The following is a 16,372-nucleotide window of genomic DNA, read 5'->3' as shown; positions in this document are numbered from 1 at the left end:
AACAGTTTGTGGCGCCCACAATCCGCGCCCATGAGTACCACCGCTTTTGTCCACGGCTTCACCTCTACCGCCCTGCTGATCATGGCCATCGGCGCGCAAAACGCGTTCGTGTTGCGCCAGGGTCTGCGGCGTGAGCATGTATTACCCGTGGTGCTGGTATGTGCACTGTCGGATGCCGTGCTGCTGCAGGCCGGCGTGTGGGGCATGGGGGGCGTGCTGGCCGCGCGCCCTGAATGGGCGCAGTTCATGCGTTGGGCGGGGGCGCTGTTTCTTGCAGGGTATGCCGTGCAGGCGGCGGCGCGGGCGCTCCAGCCCGCACACCTGCTGGTGTCGGCCAAGGGGCCGGGAGCGAGCCTGCGCAGTACCCTGCTGACCGTGGTGGCCCTGACCTGGCTCAACCCGCATGTGTACCTGGACACCGTGGTGCTGCTGGGCACCATGGCAAGCCCTTACCCCCAGTGGGGCCGGGCCACGTTTGCTGCAGGGGGCTCACTGGCCAGTGCCTTGTGGTTTCTGAGTCTGGGTTTCGGCTCGCGCTGGCTGGCACCGGTGTTCGCATCGCCCCGCGCGTGGCGGGTGCTGGACGGGGGCACGGCGGCCACCATGATGGGGCTGGCGGTGGCGATGGGTCTAAGCTAAGAAAGATAAGTTCGTTACAGAAAACGAGGGTTTGGGTCATAGTGCAGGACTGACTGATCTGGAGTGACCTCTTCATGCGTTTCAAGACCCTTTTGCTCGCGGCCGCCTTGGCCACGGCGCTGCCGATGTCCGCACAGGCCGCCACCTTCCGCTGGTCCCGCTCGGTGGACATTTCCACCTGGGACATCCACACCCAGAACGTGGGCGTGAACAACACCATGCACGGCGCGGTGTACGACACGCTGGTCGAATACAACAGCAAGACCTTCAAGCCCGAGCCGTCGCTCGCCACCGAGTGGAAGCTCATCAAGCCCACGCAGCTGCGCCTGACGCTGCGCAAGGGCGTGAAGTTCAGCGACGGCAGCGAGTTCACGGCCGACGACGCCAAGTTCTCGCTGGAGCGGGCCAAGACCAAAAGCTCCAACTTTGCCGTCTACACGCAGGGCATTGACCGCGTGGAAAAGGTCGATGCCTACACCATCGACATCATCTCCGACCTGCCCAACCCCGTGCTGGTGAACCAGCTCACCGAGCTGCGCATCATGAGCAAGGCCTGGGCCGAGAAGAACAAGTCGGTGGAGCCCAAGGACATCAAGACCAAGGACGAGAACTTTGCCCACCGCAATGCGCTGGGCACCGGCCCCTACCAGCTCAAGCAGTGGGCCCCCGACCAGCGCGTGGTGCTGGAGCCCAACCCGAACTGGTGGGGCAAGGGCAAGTACCCCACCAACCTGACCGAAATCGTCTATACCCCCATCAAGGCAGACGCCACGCGCACGGCCGCGCTGCTGTCGGGCGAGATTGATTTCGTGATCGACCCCAGTCTGCAAGACCTCTCGCGCATCAAGCAGACGCCCAACCTGCAGGTGTTGGAAGGGGCCGAGTACCGCACCATCTTCCTGGGACTCGACCAGTTCCGCGATGAGCTGCCCGGCTCGGACGTGAAGGGCAAGAACCCGCTCAAGGACCTGCGCGTGCGCAAGGCGCTGTACCAGGCCATCGACATAACGTCCATCCAGCGCGTGGTGCTGCGCGGCCTGGCCCAGCCCACGGGCGCGCTGATTGCCAACCAGGTCAACGGCTGGACCAAGAAGGCCGATGTGCGTTACCCGTTTGATGCCAAGGCGGCACAGAAGCTGCTGGCCGACGCGGGCTACCCCAACGGGTTTGAAGTCGACTTTGCGTGCAGCGCAGGCCGCTACATCAACGACGAGCAACTGTGCCAGGCCATCACCTCGCAGTGGGCCAAGGTGGGGGTGAAGGCCAAGCTGCGCTCCCTGCCGTTTGCCACGTACTTTCCGATGATCCAGCGCAACGAAGCCAGCATTTACCTGCTGGGCTGGGGCGTACCTACGTTCGATGCGTTCTACAGCCTGCAGTCGCTGGTGCGCTCGCCCGGCGCGGGCGGCGATGGCAACTTCAACCTGGGCCGGTTCTCGGACCCGCAGATGGACGCATTGATCGAGCGCGTGAAGAAGGAGACCGACGCCACCACGCGCAACCAGCTCATCGAGCAGGCGCTGATCAAGGAGCACGAACTGGTCTCGCACATCCCGCTGTACAACCAGGTGATCCCGTGGGCGGGCACGAAGAAGGTGGAGATCATTCACCGCGCCGACAACCGCATCGACTGGCGGTATCTGAAGGTGAATTGAGTGCTGGATGGCGCTCTGCGCTCCCACCCGTTTGGGCTGAGCCTGTCGCTGCGCTGCGCTGCGCTTCGACAGGCTCGGCGTGATCGGTGGGTGGGCGGTTGACGGTGAGGCGCCCGACCAGACGCTGAAAAGCCCCGCAACCCATGTGCGGGGCTTTTTCTATTGGTGCCGCGCGTGCGTCAGGCCAGCGCGCGCTGCACGGCCGGGCGCTGAAGCATGCGCTGGGTGTGTGCCAACACCTTGGGGAACTGGGCAATGTCCACACCATCGCTTTTGAGCCAGGTGCCAATGGTGAACAGGTACCCGTCGGCCACCGTGTACTGCTCGCCCATCACCCAGGGGCCATCGCCGAGGTAGTGGCTTTCGATGAGGTTGAAGCACTCCGTCATGTTCTGCGGCACTTTGCGCTGGATGGCGGCCTGGGCCTCGGGCTCTTCGGCCCAGCGGCTGGCACGGGGGCGGTGGGCATGGGCGATGTGCACGGTGGAGGCGAGGTAGCTGTGAAACTCCTGCAAACGCGCAAATCCATGGGCATCCGCAGGCGCCAGGCGCGCCGCGGGAAAGCTCTGCGCCACGTAGGCCAGCAGCGCGGGTGTTTCGGTCAAGGTGCCGTGCGGCGTGGCCAGCGCGGGCACGCGGCCTTTGGGGTTGATGGCCAGGTACTCGGGCGTGCGCTGCTGGGCAGCGGCAAAGTCCACACGCACCAGTTCATAAGGGGCGCCGGCCTCTTCCAGGGCGATGCGAACGGCCTGCGCGCAGGTGCCGGGGGTGTAGTAAAGAGTGAGGTTGGTCATGGGTAGTTTGCTATAAATTGAGTAGCTGTTGGTGCTCTATGTATAAGCGCCGCAGGCCAATTTGGCTTGAAATTTGTCAGTACAGACTGCGTGTGCGCGCCATCAGCCGCACCAGGCCCAGCAGCGCATCGGTGTGCGGCGTGGGTGTGTGGGTGATCTGGCCCAGTTCGCGCACGGCGCCCACCAGCGCGTCGATCTCCAGGGGCTTGTTCGCCTCTACGTCCTGCAGCATCGAGGTTTTGAACGCGCCCAGTTTGCGTGTGACGGCGTGGCGGTCTTCGGGCTGCTGGTCAATCGGCACGCCCAGCTTTTCACCGATGGCCTTGGCTTCGAGCATCACGGCGCTGACAAAGCCGCGCACCAGGTCGTCGTCCAGGATGCGGTCGGTGGTGGCGCCGGTGAGTGCGCTGATGGGGTTGACGGTCAGGTTGCCCCACAGCTTGAACCAGATGTCTTTTTGAATGTGCGTGGAGACTTCCACGTCGATGCCGCCGCGCTGCAGCGTGTCGGCCAGCGCCTGCAGTCGCTCGCTGCGGCTGCCATCGGGCTCGCCCATGATGAGCCGGTTGCCGAAGTGCTGGCGCACAAAGCCCGGGGATTCGAGCGAGCAGCTGGTGTGCACCACGCTGCCCACCACGCTGCGCGCAGGAATGGCTTGGGCAATCACACCCCCCGCGTCCACGGATTCGAGGGCATGGCCTTGGGCGGCGCCGCCAAACCCATCGAGGAACCACCACGGCACGCCGTTCATGGCCGTCAGCACGATGGTGTCCGGCCCGATCAGCGGTGCCATGGCGCGTGCCACGTCGGGCAGGCCCGGCGCCTTCACCGCGACCACGACCAGGTCTTGCACGCCCAGTGCTGCCGGGTCGTCATGGGCCGCCACCGCCACTTGCGCCAGCGTGCCATCGGCGCACCGCATGCGCAGCCCGTTGGTTTGCAGGGCGCGCAGTGTGTCGCCCCGCGCCACCATGCTGACCGTTTGGCCCGCCTGGGCCAGTGCCACGGCAATCCAGCCGCCGATGGCGCCTGCGCCGTAAATACATGCTTTCATGGTTGTAGAGCCTTTGTCTTCCAGTTGAATGTGGTTCTGAATGCTGCGCGTGGCTTCTTGCGGTTCTCAGTAGCCCGCAGGCCGCGTGGGTGCGCTCACCGCGCCGGTGCGAAAGCGCGCCAGCAACTCCTGCGCAGCGGCGGCCAGCAGCATGGTGTCCACCCCTACCGCCACAAACAGCGCGCCCGCTGCCAGCCACTGCTTCGCCTGCGATTCGGTGGTGGCCAAGATGCCCGGCGCCTTGCCAGCGCGCAGGATGCAGGCAATGCCATCGTGGATGGCGGCCTGCACATCGGGATGCCCCGGGTTGCCGGGGTGGCCCATGGACGCGGACAGATCGGCCGGGCCAATGAACACGCCGTCGACGCCGGGGGTGGCCGCAATGGCATCGAGGTGGGCCATGGCCTCCACCGTTTCGGCCTGCACCAACAGGCAGACCTGCTGGTTGGCCTCGTGCACATACTCGGGGTACGCCTGCCAGCGCGACGAGCGTGCCAGCGCACTGCCCATGCCGCGCACGCCCTCGGGCGCGTAACGGGTGGCGCGCACCAGTTGCTGCGCCTGCTCGGCGGTGTCTACCATGGGCACCAGCAGGGTTTGCGCGCCAATGTCCAGGTACTGTTTGATGAGTGCGGTGTCGCCCACGGGCACGCGTGCAATCGGGTGGGGCGGGCGCACACCGGCCGGCAAGGCGCTGGCCGCGCTGGCAATGGCCTGCAGCTGGTGCAGGATGGAGCGCACATCATTGGGCGCATGTTCGCCATCGACCAGCAGCCAGTCGTAGCCGGTGCCTGCAAGGATTTCTGCGCTGTAGGCGTCGGCCAAACCAAGCCATAGGCCCAATTGCGCCTGGCCCTGGGCCATGGCCTGTTTGAAAGGGTTGATGGGTGTCTGCAATCTGAACTCCATGCGGCATTGCCAAGCCCGCCATCGTACGGGCTGTTGCTGGCCCGTGTGGACACGGCCGCTATAGTCGGCTGCCCCGCTTTGGGGTCCGCCCACCAACACCCACCATGGCCAAAGACAAAACCACGTTCACCTGCACCGAATGCGGCGGCACCAGCCCGCGCTGGCTGGGAAAATGCCCGGCCTGCGGTGCCTGGAACACGCTGATCGAGTCGGTGGCCGAGGCCGGGCCGGGCAAGAACCGCTACAGCGGCGCGCAATTTGCAGGCCTGAACCAGGCCCAGGCCGTGATGCCGCTGTCGGCCATTGAGGCCAGCGATGTGGACCGCACGCCGAGCGGCATCGACGAACTGGACCGCGTGCTGGGCGGCGGCATTGTCGAGGGCGGCGTGGTGCTGATTGGCGGCGACCCGGGCATCGGCAAGTCCACGCTGCTGTTGCAGGCGCTGGATGCCCTGCAGCGCGCCGGGCTGCCCACGTTGTATGTGACGGGTGAGGAAAGCGGTGCCCAGGTGGCCCTGCGTTCGCGCCGCCTAGGACTGGACCACAGCCAGGTCAACGTGCTGGCCGAGATCCAGCTCGAAAAGATCCTGGCGACCATTGAATCCATGCAGCCCGCGGTGGCCGTGATCGACTCCATCCAGACCGTGTACTCCGACCAGCTCACGTCCGCCCCCGGTTCGGTGGCCCAGGTGCGCGAATGTGCGGCGCACCTCACGCGCTGCGCCAAGGCGTCGGGCACCGCCATCGTGCTGGTCGGCCACGTCACCAAAGAGGGCGCGCTGGCCGGGCCGCGTGTGCTGGAACACATGGTGGACACGGTGCTGTACTTTGAGGGCGACACCCACAGCCAGTTTCGGCTGGTGCGCGCCATCAAGAACCGCTTTGGCGCCGTCAATGAGATTGGCGTTTTTGCCATGACCGAAAAGGGCCTCAAGGGCGTGAGCAACCCCAGCGCCATTTTTTTGAGCCAGCACAGCGAGCCCGTACCGGGCAGCTGCGTGATGGTGACGCTGGAGGGCACACGCCCGCTGCTGGTAGAAATTCAAGCCCTGGTCGACACCGGTGGCCCCAGCCCCCGACGCCTGTCGGTGGGCCTGGACAAAGACCGCCTGGCCATGCTGCTGGCCGTGCTGCACCGCCACGCGGGGGTGGCCTGCATGGACCAAGACGTGTTTGTGAACGCCGTGGGTGGTGTGCGCATCAGCGAACCCGCAGCCGACCTGGCGGTGATGTTGTCCATCACCTCCAGTCTGCGCGGCAAGGCGCTGCCCCGGGGTTTTCTGGCCTTTGGTGAAGTGGGGCTGGCCGGCGAAGTGCGGCCTGCGCCCCGGGGGCAAGAGCGCCTCAAGGAGGCCGCCAAACTGGGCTTTTCCGTGGCGGTGGTCCCCAAGGCCAATGCGCCCAAGAAGCCCATCGAAGGCCTCACCATTCACGCGGTGGAGCGGGTGGAAGAGGCCATGAACGTGGTGCGGGGGCTGTAAGCAATGCCCACAGCGCCATGGGTGCGCGGCCGTAAGACAATCGACCCATGAATTTGCGCAATATTTTGGTGCCCCTGGGCGGTGTCGCCCTGATCGGGTTTGGTTTTTATGCCTATGGTTGGGCCGGCGTGGCGGCGGTCGTCGGCGGCTTGGTCATGTGGGCGCTGCTGCACTTCACGCGGCTGGTGAACGTGATGAAGAAGGCCGCCAAGCGCCCCATCGGCTATGTAGGCAGTGCGGTCATGCTCAATGCGCGGCTCTCTGAGGGCGTCAACCTGATGCATGTCGTGGCGATGACGCAGGCGCTGGGCGAGCTGCAATCGGCAGAGGGTGCAGACCCAGAGGTGTACCGCTGGACGGATGGAACCCGCTCGCATGTGACCTGTGAGTTCCGCCACGGCAAGCTGGTGAAGTGGACGCTGGAGCGCCCCGAGGACGATGGCGCCTCCGCCGCCCAGGACTGAGATCCCTGGGCCCCTGCGGGGCGATTTGCTGCACTGCACTCTGTGGTCCCAGATTCCGGGCGGGCTGCAGCCCCGTAAAATCCCTGTTTTGCGACCCACAGCAACCAAAGGATTCCCATGAGCCCCGTAGTTCCCTCGATGGCCGATCGTGATGGCAAGATCTGGATGGACGGCCAGATGGTGGATTGGCGCGACGCCAAGATCCATGTGCTGACCCACACCCTGCACTACGGCTGCGGCGCCTTCGAAGGCGTGCGTGCCTACAACACGGCCGACGGCACGGCCATCTTCCGCCTCGAAGAACACACCGAGCGCCTGTTCAACAGCGCCAAGATCCTGCGCATGCAGATTCCGTTCACCAAGGAAGAAGTGAACGAGGCCCAGAAGGCTGTGGTGCGTGAAAACAAGCTCGAATCGTGCTATCTGCGCCCATTGACATGGATCGGCTCGCAAAAGCTGGGTGTCTCGCCCCGGGGCAACCAGATCCACCTGATGGTGGCGGCCTGGGCCTGGGGCGCCTACCTGGGCGAAGAAGGCATGAAGCGCGGCATCCGCGTCAAGACCAGCAGCTACACGCGCCACCACGTCAACATCACCATGACGCAGGCCAAGGCGGTGAGCAACTACACCAACTCCATCCTGGCCAACATGGAAGCGCTGGACGACGGTTACGACGAAGCCCTGTTGCTTGACAGCTCGGGCTTTGTGTCCGAAGGCGCGGGCGAGAACATCTTCGTGATCAAGAAGGGCGTGATCTACACGCCCGACCTGTCTGCCGGCGCGCTGAACGGCATCACCCGCAACACCGTGTTCCACATCGCCAAGGACCTGGGCCTGGAAATTGTGCAAAAGCGCATCACGCGCGACGAGGTGTACATCGCTGACGAGGCCTTCTTCACCGGCACAGCGGCTGAAGTCACGCCCATCCGCGAACTCGACCGCATCGAAATCGGCGCTGGCTCACGCGGCCCGATCACCGAAAAAATCCAAAGCGCCTTCTTCGACATCGTCAACGGCCGCAACTCCAACTACGCCCACTGGCTCACCAAGGTCTGATGAATATGTCGCAAGCTTCCGTAGAACTCCTGGCCAAGGACCTGAATGCACAGGGGGGTGTTTTCTGTCCCAGCCCCAAGGCCGATATGAAGATCTGGAACAGCCACCCCAAGGTGTACCTGGACGTGGCCCGCACCGGCGAAGCCAAGTGCCCGTACTGCGGCACGGTGTACCGCCTGAAGGCGGGCGAGCACGTACACGCTGGTCACTGAACGAATGAAGCACCCCCTCAGGCGCCTGCGGCGCCTTCCCCCTGAAGGGGGACAACGCCCTCGCTGCGGGGCTGGCCTTGCTTGGCGTCCCTCGCTGGGGCCGCGCCTTGGCGACGGTTTACTGCAGGCCTCCAGCTGGACGGTCGTCGCCTGATGATGCGCAGTTCTGGCGGCGCTGCGGTGCCGCCCACATTGACCGTTGCGGTGCTGACCCACAACGAGGCGCACCGCATTGAAGCCTGCCTGACAAGCGCGGCATTTGCCGACCAGCTGCTGGTGGTGGACAGCGGTAGCACGGATGACACCGTGGCCATTGCCACGCGCCTGGGCGCCGAGGTGCACAGCTACCCCGACTGGCAGGGTTTTGCCGTGCAGCGCAACCGCCTGCTGGCGCATTCACAGGGCGACTACGTCTTCTTTCTCGACGCCGACGAGGTGATGACACCGGCCTTTGCACAGGAGTTGCAGGCCATCGTGCGCTCGGGCGAGCAGGCGGTATGGACCATCCGCTGGCGCATGGTGGCCTATGGGCATGAACTCAGGTATTTCCGCTCCCAGTCGCAGATCGAGCGCCTGTTCGTGCGGGCCATGGTCCGGGAGTTCACCGGGGTGGTGCACGAGCAGGCCGAACTGTTGCCACTGCCGGACGGTGGCGCAGTGCCGCGCCGCCTGATCCAGGCGCGGCTGCTGCACTACTCGCGCACCACGGTGCGCGGCAGCCTGGAAAAGCTCACGCAGTACGCGATGCTCGGGGCTGCCAAGCGGGCGGCGGCGGGCAAAAAGGGCGGAGTCGTGCGGGGCCTGGCTTCGGGCACCAGCATGTTCCTGCGCCTGTATGTGTTTCGCCTGGGGTTTCTGTGTGGCGGGGCGGGATTTCTGTATTGCCTGTTTGTGGCGCTGGAGGCGTTTTTCCGTTACGCCGCCCTGGAATACGACCAACAGCAACTGAGCGAGAGCGTACGCCGTTGAACAAAACTGACGATCTTTTCGTGCGCCTGTCGGGCGTAGCGGCCTTCATGGTGCCGGGCCTGGCACTGTGGGTGCGCTCGGGCTATTCGTGGGGCGCAGTGGTGCTGTTGCTGTGCAGCCTGGCCACCGCCGGGGTGTGGTTGCGGCGCCCGCCGGGGCGTGATGCCTGGCTGCTTTTGGCCTCCATCGTAGCGATGGGCACGGTCTGGGCCCTCGACTTTGACCCGGCCCAGGGCAGCTGGTCCAACCTGGACCGGCCCGCCAAGTACCTGCTGGCGCTGCCGTGCCTGTTGTATGTGCTGGCCTATCCCCCGCAGGTGCCCTGGCTCTGGGCCGGCATCGCCGTGGGTGCTTGCGGTGCGGGTCTGATCGGCATGTACCAGGCGATGGTGCTGCACCTGCCGCGGGCCAATGGTTTTACCAACGCCATCCAGTACGGTGGGCTCAGCCTGTTGCTGGGGCTGATGTGCTCGGTCGCGCTGCTGGTGCTGTGGGACCGCTGGAAGCCCTGGCAACGTGTGGGCTGGGCGGCATGCATTCTGCTCGGCCTGGAGGGATCACTGCTGTCCGAGTCGCGCGGGGGCTGGGTGGTGCTGCCGCTGGCGCTGCTGTTGTGCGCCTGGTTGCAGGCCCGGTGTGGCCAGCGCAAGCTGGCCATCGTGGGCGCCGTGTTGGTCGTAGCGGGTGCGGCCGGGCTGATGGCCTTCAAGGCCAACGAGGTGCGCTTGCGGGTGGACGAGGCGCGGCAGGAGATCACGCAGTACGAGTCGCGGGGTGACGCCGCCAGCTCGGTGGGCCAGCGCCTGGCGCATTGGGGCCTTGCCTGGCGCATGGGCCTGGACCGGCCTTGGACCGGCTGGGGCCGCTACGGGTACGAGGCCGAGAAGCAGCGGCGGGTGGCTGCCGGCGAGGCCCACCCGATTGTTTTGCAGTTCAGCCACGCCCACAACGAGGCGCTGGACATCTTTGCCAAGCGCGGGATCCCCGGCGTGGTGGTGTTGCTGCTGTTCTACGGCGTGCCGTTGGTGCTGTTCTGGCCCACGCGCCGCCGCGTGTTCCCCGGCGATGCGGGTGTGCTGGACCCACAGGGGCTGTGCCTGCGCATGATCGGGGTGCTGCTGCCGGTGTCCTACATGGGCTTTGGCACCACCCAGGTGTTTTTGGGGCACAACAGCGGCACCATGTTCTACCTGTTCATGGGCATGTTGGTACTGGCCATGTTGCAAGGCCGCGAGCGCCTGCGGCTGCAGGCGCCTGCGCGGGCCGCTGCCATTTCCTGAAGGACTTCTGCCATGCACATCCTGCTGGTCAACAACTCCCCCATCCCCGTCTACGGTTACGGCGGTACTGAACGTGTGATCTGGGACCTGGGCAAGACGCTGGTGCAGCAGGGCCACCGCGTGAGCTACCTGGTGCCCGAGGGCTCGACCTGCGATTTCGGCCAGGTGTTGCCTATCCGGCCCGAGGAGCCCTGGGAGGGCCAGATCCCGGCCGATGTGGACATCACGCATTTCCAGTTCAACCCGCGTACCGAGCTGGCCAAGCCCTACCTGGTGACCGAGCACGGCAACGCCCGCAAGCCCAAGCCGCTGCCGCGCAACACGGTGTTCCTGTCGCGCGACCACGCGGCGCGTTATGGCTCCACCGAGTTTGTCTACAACGGGCTGGATTGGGCCGGTTATGGCCCCGTGGACTTTGACCGCCCACGCTCGCACTACCACTTCCTGGGCAAGGCGGCCTGGGGGGTGAAGAACGTGCGCGGCGCCATCCGCGTGGCCAAGTTGGCCGGGGTGGAGCTGGACGTGCTGGGCGGCAACCGCATCAACTTCAAGCGCGGCTTTCGCTGGACGCTGTCGCGCAAGATTCACTTCCACGGCATGGTGGGGGGCACGCAGAAGACGGGCCTGCTCAATGCCTCCCGGGGGCTGATTTTTCCGGTGCGCTGGCATGAGCCCTTTGGTCTGGCCGTGATCGAGAGCCTGTACTTTGGTTGCCCGGTGTTCTCCACGCCCTATGGCGCGCTGCCCGAGTTGGTGCCCGTGCACTGCGGCGTGTTGTCCACAGAGGCCCACGTGTTGGCCGAGGCCGTGCGGAGCAATCACTTTGACCCCCGCGCCTGCCATGCGCATGTCGTAGAGCACTTTGGCGCCGAGCGCATGGCCCGCAACTATCTGCGCATGTACGAGCGTGTGCTGGCGGGTGAAACCCTCAATGCGCAGGCCCCTGTCATCCAGGGCCCGGCCCGCGAGTTGCCCTGGTCCGCTTGAGCTGACGTGCCGGAGGGGGGCACGTAAATTTTCAAGAAAATGGCTGCTAGCGCTTGGTGGATAAGCGCTGACAGCTATTAAAAGTGTAGTTATTGCCGGGTGGCAGGCGCTGCCGTTGCAGCGCGCCACTCCCGCTCCAGCACCGCCATGAGTTCGGTGGCGGGCAAGGGGCGCACCTGGGCCACGCCTTGGCCGGCCCACAGAGACAAATGATCCGCGCGGCCCGCCTGTGCCGCCGCACGTCGCAGGGCGCCTGTGAGGGCGTTCTGTACGGGGTAGGGTGGAACGGTGCGCTCATCGGCCCGCAGGCGGTCCATCATGGCGTTGACGATGCCGCGCGCCGGTCGGCCCGAGAAGATGCGGGTGGTGCGGGTGTCGGTGGCCCCGGCCTCGGTCAGCGCTTGGCGGTAGGCCGGGCCGATGCCCGACTCGGGGCAGGTCAGAAAGGCCGTACCCATCTGCACCGCCTGGGCGCCCAGGGCCAGCGCGCCTGCAATGCCGCGCCCGTCCATGATGCCGCCCGCAGCGATCACGGGGATCGACAGCGTGTCCACGCATTGCCGCACCAGTGTCAGCGTGCCCACCATGCTGGCCTCGAAGTCGTCCACCGATGGTCCGCCCAGCGGTGGCGCGTCGTGGCCGGGCGACAAAAAAGTGCCCCGGTGCCCGCCTGCTTCCATGCCCGAGGCGCAGACCGCGTCTGCGCCCACGGCGGCCCAGGCGCGGGCTTCTGCCACGGTGGTGGCGGTGCCCACTACATAGCTGCCCGCTCCTTGCAGCCGCGCTACCTGCGCCGCAGAGAGGATGCCAAAGGTAAAGCTGGCCACTGCCGGGCGTGCAGCCACGAGGGCCTCAAACTGCGCCGCAAAGTCCTCGCACCACTGCGCGGGCCGTTCGGGCACCAGTCCGAATTCAGCGTAGAACGGCGCCATGCGCTGCAGCGCAGCCTGCACCGTGGCCTCGTCGGGGGCTGGTGTGGCCTGCACAAACAGGTTCATGCCAAAGGGCTGGTCGGTGCGGCGGCGCACCTCGGCGGCCACCTCGGCCATGGCAGCGGGCGAGCGCATGCCGCAGCCCAGCATGCCCAGGCCACCGGCCTGGGACACGGCTGCCGCCAGTGTGGGCGTGTCAGACCCCGTCATGGGGCCCTGGAGGATGGGCAGCGCAAGGCCAAGGCGGCTTGTGAAAGGTGTCGGCATGGAGAACTCCGTTAGGCAATGGGCTCGGGTAATGGGCTCAGGCAATGGATCGGGACGCGCGGGGGGCGCTGGTCTGCAGTGCGGTCAGCAAGGCCTCCAGCGCGGGCGACTGGTAGCCGCGTCGGCGCACCAGCACCGTGTCGCAGTCCGTCAGCGGCACCAGGCGCAGGGCCGGGGGCTCGCGCATCAGGTCGATGACGGCCTGCGGCACCACGCCCGCGCAGCGCCCTGCAGCCACGCAGGCCAGGATGGCGTGGTACGAGGCCAACTCCAGCACCTGCGGTGGTCGGCCGCTCTTTTGCTGCATGAAGGCCTCACCCATGCGGCGGTAGGTGCAGCCGTTGCCGAACGCGGCCAGCGTGTCCGGCTGCAGGTCTTGGGGGGTGCGCACGGGGGGGTGGTCGGCGGGCAGGGCCAGCAGCAGGTTTTCTGCAAACACGGCGGTACGCTCCACCGGTGCGTGGGCATCGATGCCGGGTGGCGGCCAGGCCACCAGGGCGCAGTCGATGCTGTGGGACAACACCTGTTCGACCAATTGGCGTGAGGGCGCCGTGCTCAGCTCCAGCACCAGCCCCGGCCACTGCGCGTGCAGTTGCGCCAATGGCTGCGGCAGGCGCGCGGCGGCGGTGCTTTCCATGGCACCCAGGCGCAGGCGCCCGCCGGGCTGGCCAGGGTGCACCGACTGGCGGGCCTCTTCGGCCAGCGCCAGCAGGCGGTCGGCATAGCCGCGCAGCGACTCACCCGCGGGCGTGAGCACCATGCGCTTGCCCTCGCGCAGAAACAGGGTGGCACCCAGCTGCTCTTCGAGTTGCTGCACACGCGTGGTCACGTTCGACTGCACGCGGCCCAGGCGTTCGGCAGCGCGGGTCACGCTGCCCTCCTGGGCAACGGTGCGGAAGATTTCCAGTGCGGCTAAGTCCATGAACATTCTCTTTGTGAGATGATTTATAAAAAATAAATCTCAAAACAGAATCATAAATCGAAAGTGCCACCATGGACCCGCAGACCGCCCCACATGCTTGCGCCCCGTCGGTCGCGGCCCTGTCCAACCAGCCCCTGGCCGTGGCACTCGCGGGCATGGCGGCGCTGGCAGCGGCCATGGGCATTGGGCGGTTTGCGTTCACGCCGTTGCTGCCGATGATGCTGCACGACGGCGTGATCACGCTGGCCGGTGGCAGCTGGCTGGCCACGGCCAACTACCTGGGTTACCTCGTGGGTGCGCTGGCCTGCATGGCGTTGCCGTGGGTGGCCCCGCAGGCCCGGCAGAGGTGGCACGCGGCGCGCCTGGCGCGCTGGGGGCTGGGGGCCACGGTGTTGCTCACGCTGGGCATGGCGCTGCCGTTGCCAGCCACCTGGCCAGCGCTGCGTTTTGCTGCGGGCGTGGCGAGCGCACTGGTGTTCCTGAACGTCTCGGTGTGGTGCATGGTGCGCCTGGTGGCGCTGGGCCAGCCCGCGCTGGGCGGGCTGATCTTTTGTGGGCCGGGGCTGGGCATCGTGCTCACGGGTCTGTCGGCCAGTGCCATGGTGGCCTTGCAATGGCCTGCGGCGGCCGGTTGGGCCGTGTTTGGCCTGTTGAGCGTGGGGCTGTGTGCTGCCATCTGGCCGGTGCTGCAGGGCGTGGCGTTGCCTGCGGCGGCGGCCGGTGCACACGCCTCGGGCCGGGTGCTGCGGGGTCAGGGGCCCCTGGCGCGCGCGGGGCTTGTGCTGGCGTACGGATTGGCGGGGCTGGGCTACATCGTCACGGCCACCTTTTTGCCGGTGATTGCGCGCGCGGCGTTGCCCGCCGGGTCGCCGTGGCCGGACCTGTTCTGGCCGCTGTTTGGCGCCGGCGTGGCCCTGGGGGCTGCGCTGACCACGCGCACACCGGCCGCCTGGGACCGGCGCTGGCTGCTCATGGCGGCCTATGCCTTGCAGGCTGGGGCGATCGCGCTCAGCCTGGTGTGGCCGGGGCCTCTGGGTTTTGCACTCGGCAGCTTGTTGCTGGGCCTGCCGTTCACGGCGATCACGTTCTACGCGCTGCAGGAGGCGCGACGGGTGTGGCCTGCGGCGGGGGACAGCTTCCCCGGGCTGCTCACGGCGGCCTATGGCATCGGGCAGATCGTGGGCCCGCCCATGGTGGCGTGGATGCTGCACCACGCGGCGACGCAGGGCCAGGGCTTTGTCTACGGGTTGGCCGTGGCGGCTGCGGCGCTGGGGGTGGGTGCCGCGCTGTATGCGGTGATGGCCTGGCGTTGGCCGTTGATGAGGTAAGCCTCCCCTGGGTCGCCTTCGGTGCCGTCCCTCCAAGGGCGACGGCACCCTTGCTGCGGGGCGGCCCCGGCCTTAGCCGTGCCAGTGTCGAGGACCCCGGACGGCGGTTAAACCCTGGGCAACGTCGCGTGCGCAGGGGCCCTAGGAGCCTGTGGCTGCAGGGGAAGGGGCCAGCGGCAAGGTCAGTACAAAACAGGCGCCACTGTCGCCGTCGGGGCGGTCTTGGCAGTGCGCGGTGCCCTGGTGGCGCCCGGCGATCGAACGCACCAGCGACAGCCCCAGGCCCACGCCACCCGCGCGTTCGCTGGCGCCCGGCAGGCGGTAGAAGGGCTCGAAGATGCGTTCACGCTGGCCGGGGGGTACGCCGGGGCCATGGTCGCAGACATACACCTCGGCACGACCCTGGCGGCGGTGCACCACCACCGTGATCTCGCCCGTGCTGTAGCGGCGCGCGTTTTCCAGCAGGTTGCGGATGGCCCGGCGAAGCAGCTTGGCCACGCCGCGCACTTCCAGCGAGTCGGGGCTGGCGCTCACGTCCAGATCGGCGTCCACACGGGCGCACTCCTCGGCGGCCAGGCCGATCAGGTCCACCAGCTCCACCGTGCCGACATCGGCCTCGCGGGCATCCAGGCGGCTGGCGAGCAGAATTTCGTCCACCAGCTGGTCCAGCTCGGCGATGTTGCGCAGGATCTCCTCGCGGAACGCGGGAGAGGGCTGCTGTCCGCCCATCAGCTCCAGCCCCATGCGGATGCGCGTGAGCGGCGAGCGCAGTTCGTGGGAGGCGTTGGCGAGCAGCGACTTGTGCGATTTCACAAGTGTTTCCACGCGCCCGGCGGCCGCGTTGAACTGGCGGGCCAGGTCGGCCACCTCGTCCTGGCCCTGTTCGGGCACGCGCACCGACAGGTCACCCTCGCCAAACTTCTGCACGCTGCGCTGCAGTGCTTCGAGCCGCAGCGTCAGGCGCCGGATGATGGGGTACACCCCCACGGCCACCGCAAGGCTGACGATGCCCAGCAACCACAGAAAACCAAAGGGAGGCCGGGTCCAGAAGGCGGCATCGCTCTGGTTCGGTCCCCCACCGCCGGGTCGGCCGCCACCCCGCTCGCCATGGGGCTGGCGGGGGGCCATCTGCAGGATGAAGGTCTGCCCGCTTTCGGACTCAATGCGGAACTCGGCACCTTCGCCGGGCTCCGTGGGCTGGCGCATGGCGGGGCCCCGCAGCAACAGGTTGCCCGCAGGGTCGCGCAGGGTCATCTCACGCGAGGGCGGTACAAAAGGCTGGTTGTTCTGGGCCTTCTGCTCCTCGGCCATGCGCCAGGCCCAGCCCACAGTGAGCGTGAGCACGGCCATGCCACCGACGACGGCCAGCCAGATGCGCAGGTACAGGCGGCGGGAAAAGGGGTTGGTCAAAGACATGCGTAAC

At 66.8% G+C, this 16,372-nt stretch carries 16 protein-coding genes; 10 read left to right on the top strand and 6 right to left on the bottom strand.

Annotation, left to right across the window (positions count from 1 at the left end):
- Positions 1–30 precede the first annotated feature (30 nt).
- Complete coding sequence (locus tag CLU85_RS22090; protein WP_100412152.1) at positions 31–639, top strand: LysE/ArgO family amino acid transporter; 609 nt, start codon at positions 31–33, stop codon at positions 637–639.
- 74 nt (positions 640–713) lie between these two features.
- Entirely contained in the window at positions 714–2,294 is a 1,581-nt protein-coding gene (locus CLU85_RS22085; RefSeq protein WP_100412151.1) for an ABC transporter substrate-binding protein, read from the top strand.
- Positions 2,295–2,473: 179 nt separating this feature from the next.
- On the opposite strand, the gene CLU85_RS22080 is transcribed toward CLU85_RS22085, so the two are convergent.
- The 3 genes from CLU85_RS22080 to hpaI all read right to left on the bottom strand — a co-directional run bounded on the left by CLU85_RS22080 (position 2,474) and on the right by hpaI (position 5,039).
- On the bottom strand, positions 2,474–3,088 hold the full coding sequence (locus tag CLU85_RS22080; RefSeq protein WP_100412150.1) for a glutathione S-transferase family protein: 615 nt from the start codon (positions 3,086–3,088) through the stop codon (positions 2,474–2,476).
- 76 nt (positions 3,089–3,164) lie between these two features.
- Complete coding sequence (locus CLU85_RS22075) at positions 3,165–4,142, bottom strand: 2-dehydropantoate 2-reductase (RefSeq protein ID WP_100412149.1); 978 nt, start codon at positions 4,140–4,142, stop codon at positions 3,165–3,167.
- Positions 4,143–4,208: 66 nt separating this feature from the next.
- Positions 4,209–5,039, bottom strand: a complete 831-nt coding sequence (gene hpaI, locus CLU85_RS22070) for a 4-hydroxy-2-oxoheptanedioate aldolase (RefSeq protein WP_100412701.1) — start codon at positions 5,037–5,039, stop codon at positions 4,209–4,211.
- Between the two features lie 116 nt (positions 5,040–5,155).
- Here hpaI and radA point away from each other — a divergent pair, with 116 nt between their 5' ends.
- From radA to CLU85_RS22035, 7 genes are all read left to right on the top strand, one after another.
- Positions 5,156–6,532: a DNA repair protein RadA gene (gene radA / locus CLU85_RS22065; RefSeq protein ID WP_100412148.1), complete on the top strand. Its 1,377-nt coding sequence runs from the start codon at positions 5,156–5,158 to the stop codon at positions 6,530–6,532.
- Between the two features lie 47 nt (positions 6,533–6,579).
- On the top strand, positions 6,580–6,996 hold the full coding sequence (locus tag CLU85_RS22060) for a glycerate kinase (RefSeq protein ID WP_100412147.1): 417 nt from the start codon (positions 6,580–6,582) through the stop codon (positions 6,994–6,996).
- A gap of 117 nt (positions 6,997–7,113) precedes the next feature.
- On the top strand, positions 7,114–8,052 hold the full coding sequence (locus tag CLU85_RS22055) for a branched-chain amino acid transaminase (RefSeq protein WP_100412146.1): 939 nt from the start codon (positions 7,114–7,116) through the stop codon (positions 8,050–8,052).
- A gap of 5 nt (positions 8,053–8,057) precedes the next feature.
- On the top strand, positions 8,058–8,264 hold the full coding sequence (locus tag CLU85_RS22050; RefSeq protein WP_100412145.1) for a zinc-finger domain-containing protein: 207 nt from the start codon (positions 8,058–8,060) through the stop codon (positions 8,262–8,264).
- 153 nt (positions 8,265–8,417) lie between these two features.
- Positions 8,418–9,233 carry a glycosyltransferase family 2 protein gene (locus tag CLU85_RS22045; RefSeq protein ID WP_100412144.1) on the top strand — a complete coding sequence of 272 codons (816 nt, stop codon included), beginning with the start codon at positions 8,418–8,420 and terminating at the stop codon, positions 9,231–9,233.
- Positions 9,230–10,513: an O-antigen ligase gene (locus CLU85_RS22040; RefSeq protein WP_100412143.1), complete on the top strand. Its 1,284-nt coding sequence runs from the start codon at positions 9,230–9,232 to the stop codon at positions 10,511–10,513. The genes CLU85_RS22045 and CLU85_RS22040 overlap by 4 nt, the downstream gene beginning before the upstream one ends.
- A 12-nt stretch (positions 10,514–10,525) precedes the next feature.
- Entirely contained in the window at positions 10,526–11,500 is a 975-nt protein-coding gene (locus CLU85_RS22035) for a glycosyltransferase (RefSeq protein ID WP_100412142.1), read from the top strand.
- Between the two features lie 89 nt (positions 11,501–11,589).
- Here the strand turns inward: CLU85_RS22035 and CLU85_RS22030 are convergent, their stop codons facing one another.
- Entirely contained in the window at positions 11,590–12,699 is a 1,110-nt protein-coding gene (locus CLU85_RS22030; RefSeq protein ID WP_100412141.1) for a nitronate monooxygenase family protein, read from the bottom strand.
- A 37-nt stretch (positions 12,700–12,736) separates the two neighbouring features.
- Positions 12,737–13,621, bottom strand: a complete 885-nt coding sequence (locus CLU85_RS22025) for a LysR family transcriptional regulator (RefSeq protein ID WP_100412700.1) — start codon at positions 13,619–13,621, stop codon at positions 12,737–12,739.
- Between the two features lie 71 nt (positions 13,622–13,692).
- Between CLU85_RS22025 and CLU85_RS22020 the strand changes: the two genes are divergently transcribed.
- The gene (locus CLU85_RS22020; RefSeq protein WP_100412140.1) at positions 13,693–14,949 is read left to right on the top strand and encodes a YbfB/YjiJ family MFS transporter; all 1,257 of its coding nucleotides are present in this window, start codon (positions 13,693–13,695) and stop codon (positions 14,947–14,949) included.
- 141 nt (positions 14,950–15,090) lie between these two features.
- On the opposite strand, the gene CLU85_RS22015 is transcribed toward CLU85_RS22020, so the two are convergent.
- On the bottom strand, positions 15,091–16,365 hold the full coding sequence (locus tag CLU85_RS22015; RefSeq protein WP_100412139.1) for a HAMP domain-containing sensor histidine kinase: 1,275 nt from the start codon (positions 16,363–16,365) through the stop codon (positions 15,091–15,093).
- Positions 16,366–16,372: the final 7 nt, after the last annotated feature.

It is taken from the genome of Acidovorax sp. 69 (assembly GCF_002797445.1).
In the GTDB taxonomy this organism is placed as follows: domain Bacteria; phylum Pseudomonadota; class Gammaproteobacteria; order Burkholderiales; family Burkholderiaceae_C; genus Acidovorax.
Note: the sequence above shows the minus strand (reverse complement) of the source record. Positions and strands in the feature narration are given on the sequence as shown.

Coding starts and splice junctions, on each gene's coding strand:
- CLU85_RS22090 (WP_100412152.1), top strand. CDS start 31: ATGAGTACCACCGCTTTTGTCCACGGCTTCACCTCTACCGCCCTGCTG.
- CLU85_RS22085 (WP_100412151.1), top strand. CDS start 714: ATGCGTTTCAAGACCCTTTTGCTCGCGGCCGCCTTGGCCACGGCGCTG.
- CLU85_RS22080 (WP_100412150.1), bottom strand. CDS start 3,088: ATGACCAACCTCACTCTTTACTACACCCCCGGCACCTGCGCGCAGGCC.
- CLU85_RS22075 (WP_100412149.1), bottom strand. CDS start 4,142: ATGAAAGCATGTATTTACGGCGCAGGCGCCATCGGCGGCTGGATTGCC.
- radA (WP_100412148.1), top strand. CDS start 5,156: ATGGCCAAAGACAAAACCACGTTCACCTGCACCGAATGCGGCGGCACC.
- CLU85_RS22060 (WP_100412147.1), top strand. CDS start 6,580: ATGAATTTGCGCAATATTTTGGTGCCCCTGGGCGGTGTCGCCCTGATC.
- CLU85_RS22055 (WP_100412146.1), top strand. CDS start 7,114: ATGAGCCCCGTAGTTCCCTCGATGGCCGATCGTGATGGCAAGATCTGG.
- CLU85_RS22050 (WP_100412145.1), top strand. CDS start 8,058: ATGTCGCAAGCTTCCGTAGAACTCCTGGCCAAGGACCTGAATGCACAG.
- CLU85_RS22045 (WP_100412144.1), top strand. CDS start 8,418: ATGATGCGCAGTTCTGGCGGCGCTGCGGTGCCGCCCACATTGACCGTT.
- CLU85_RS22035 (WP_100412142.1), top strand. CDS start 10,526: ATGCACATCCTGCTGGTCAACAACTCCCCCATCCCCGTCTACGGTTAC.
- CLU85_RS22030 (WP_100412141.1), bottom strand. CDS start 12,699: ATGCCGACACCTTTCACAAGCCGCCTTGGCCTTGCGCTGCCCATCCTC.
- CLU85_RS22025 (WP_100412700.1), bottom strand. CDS start 13,621: ATGGACTTAGCCGCACTGGAAATCTTCCGCACCGTTGCCCAGGAGGGC.
- CLU85_RS22020 (WP_100412140.1), top strand. CDS start 13,693: ATGGACCCGCAGACCGCCCCACATGCTTGCGCCCCGTCGGTCGCGGCC.
- CLU85_RS22015 (WP_100412139.1), bottom strand. CDS start 16,365: ATGTCTTTGACCAACCCCTTTTCCCGCCGCCTGTACCTGCGCATCTGG.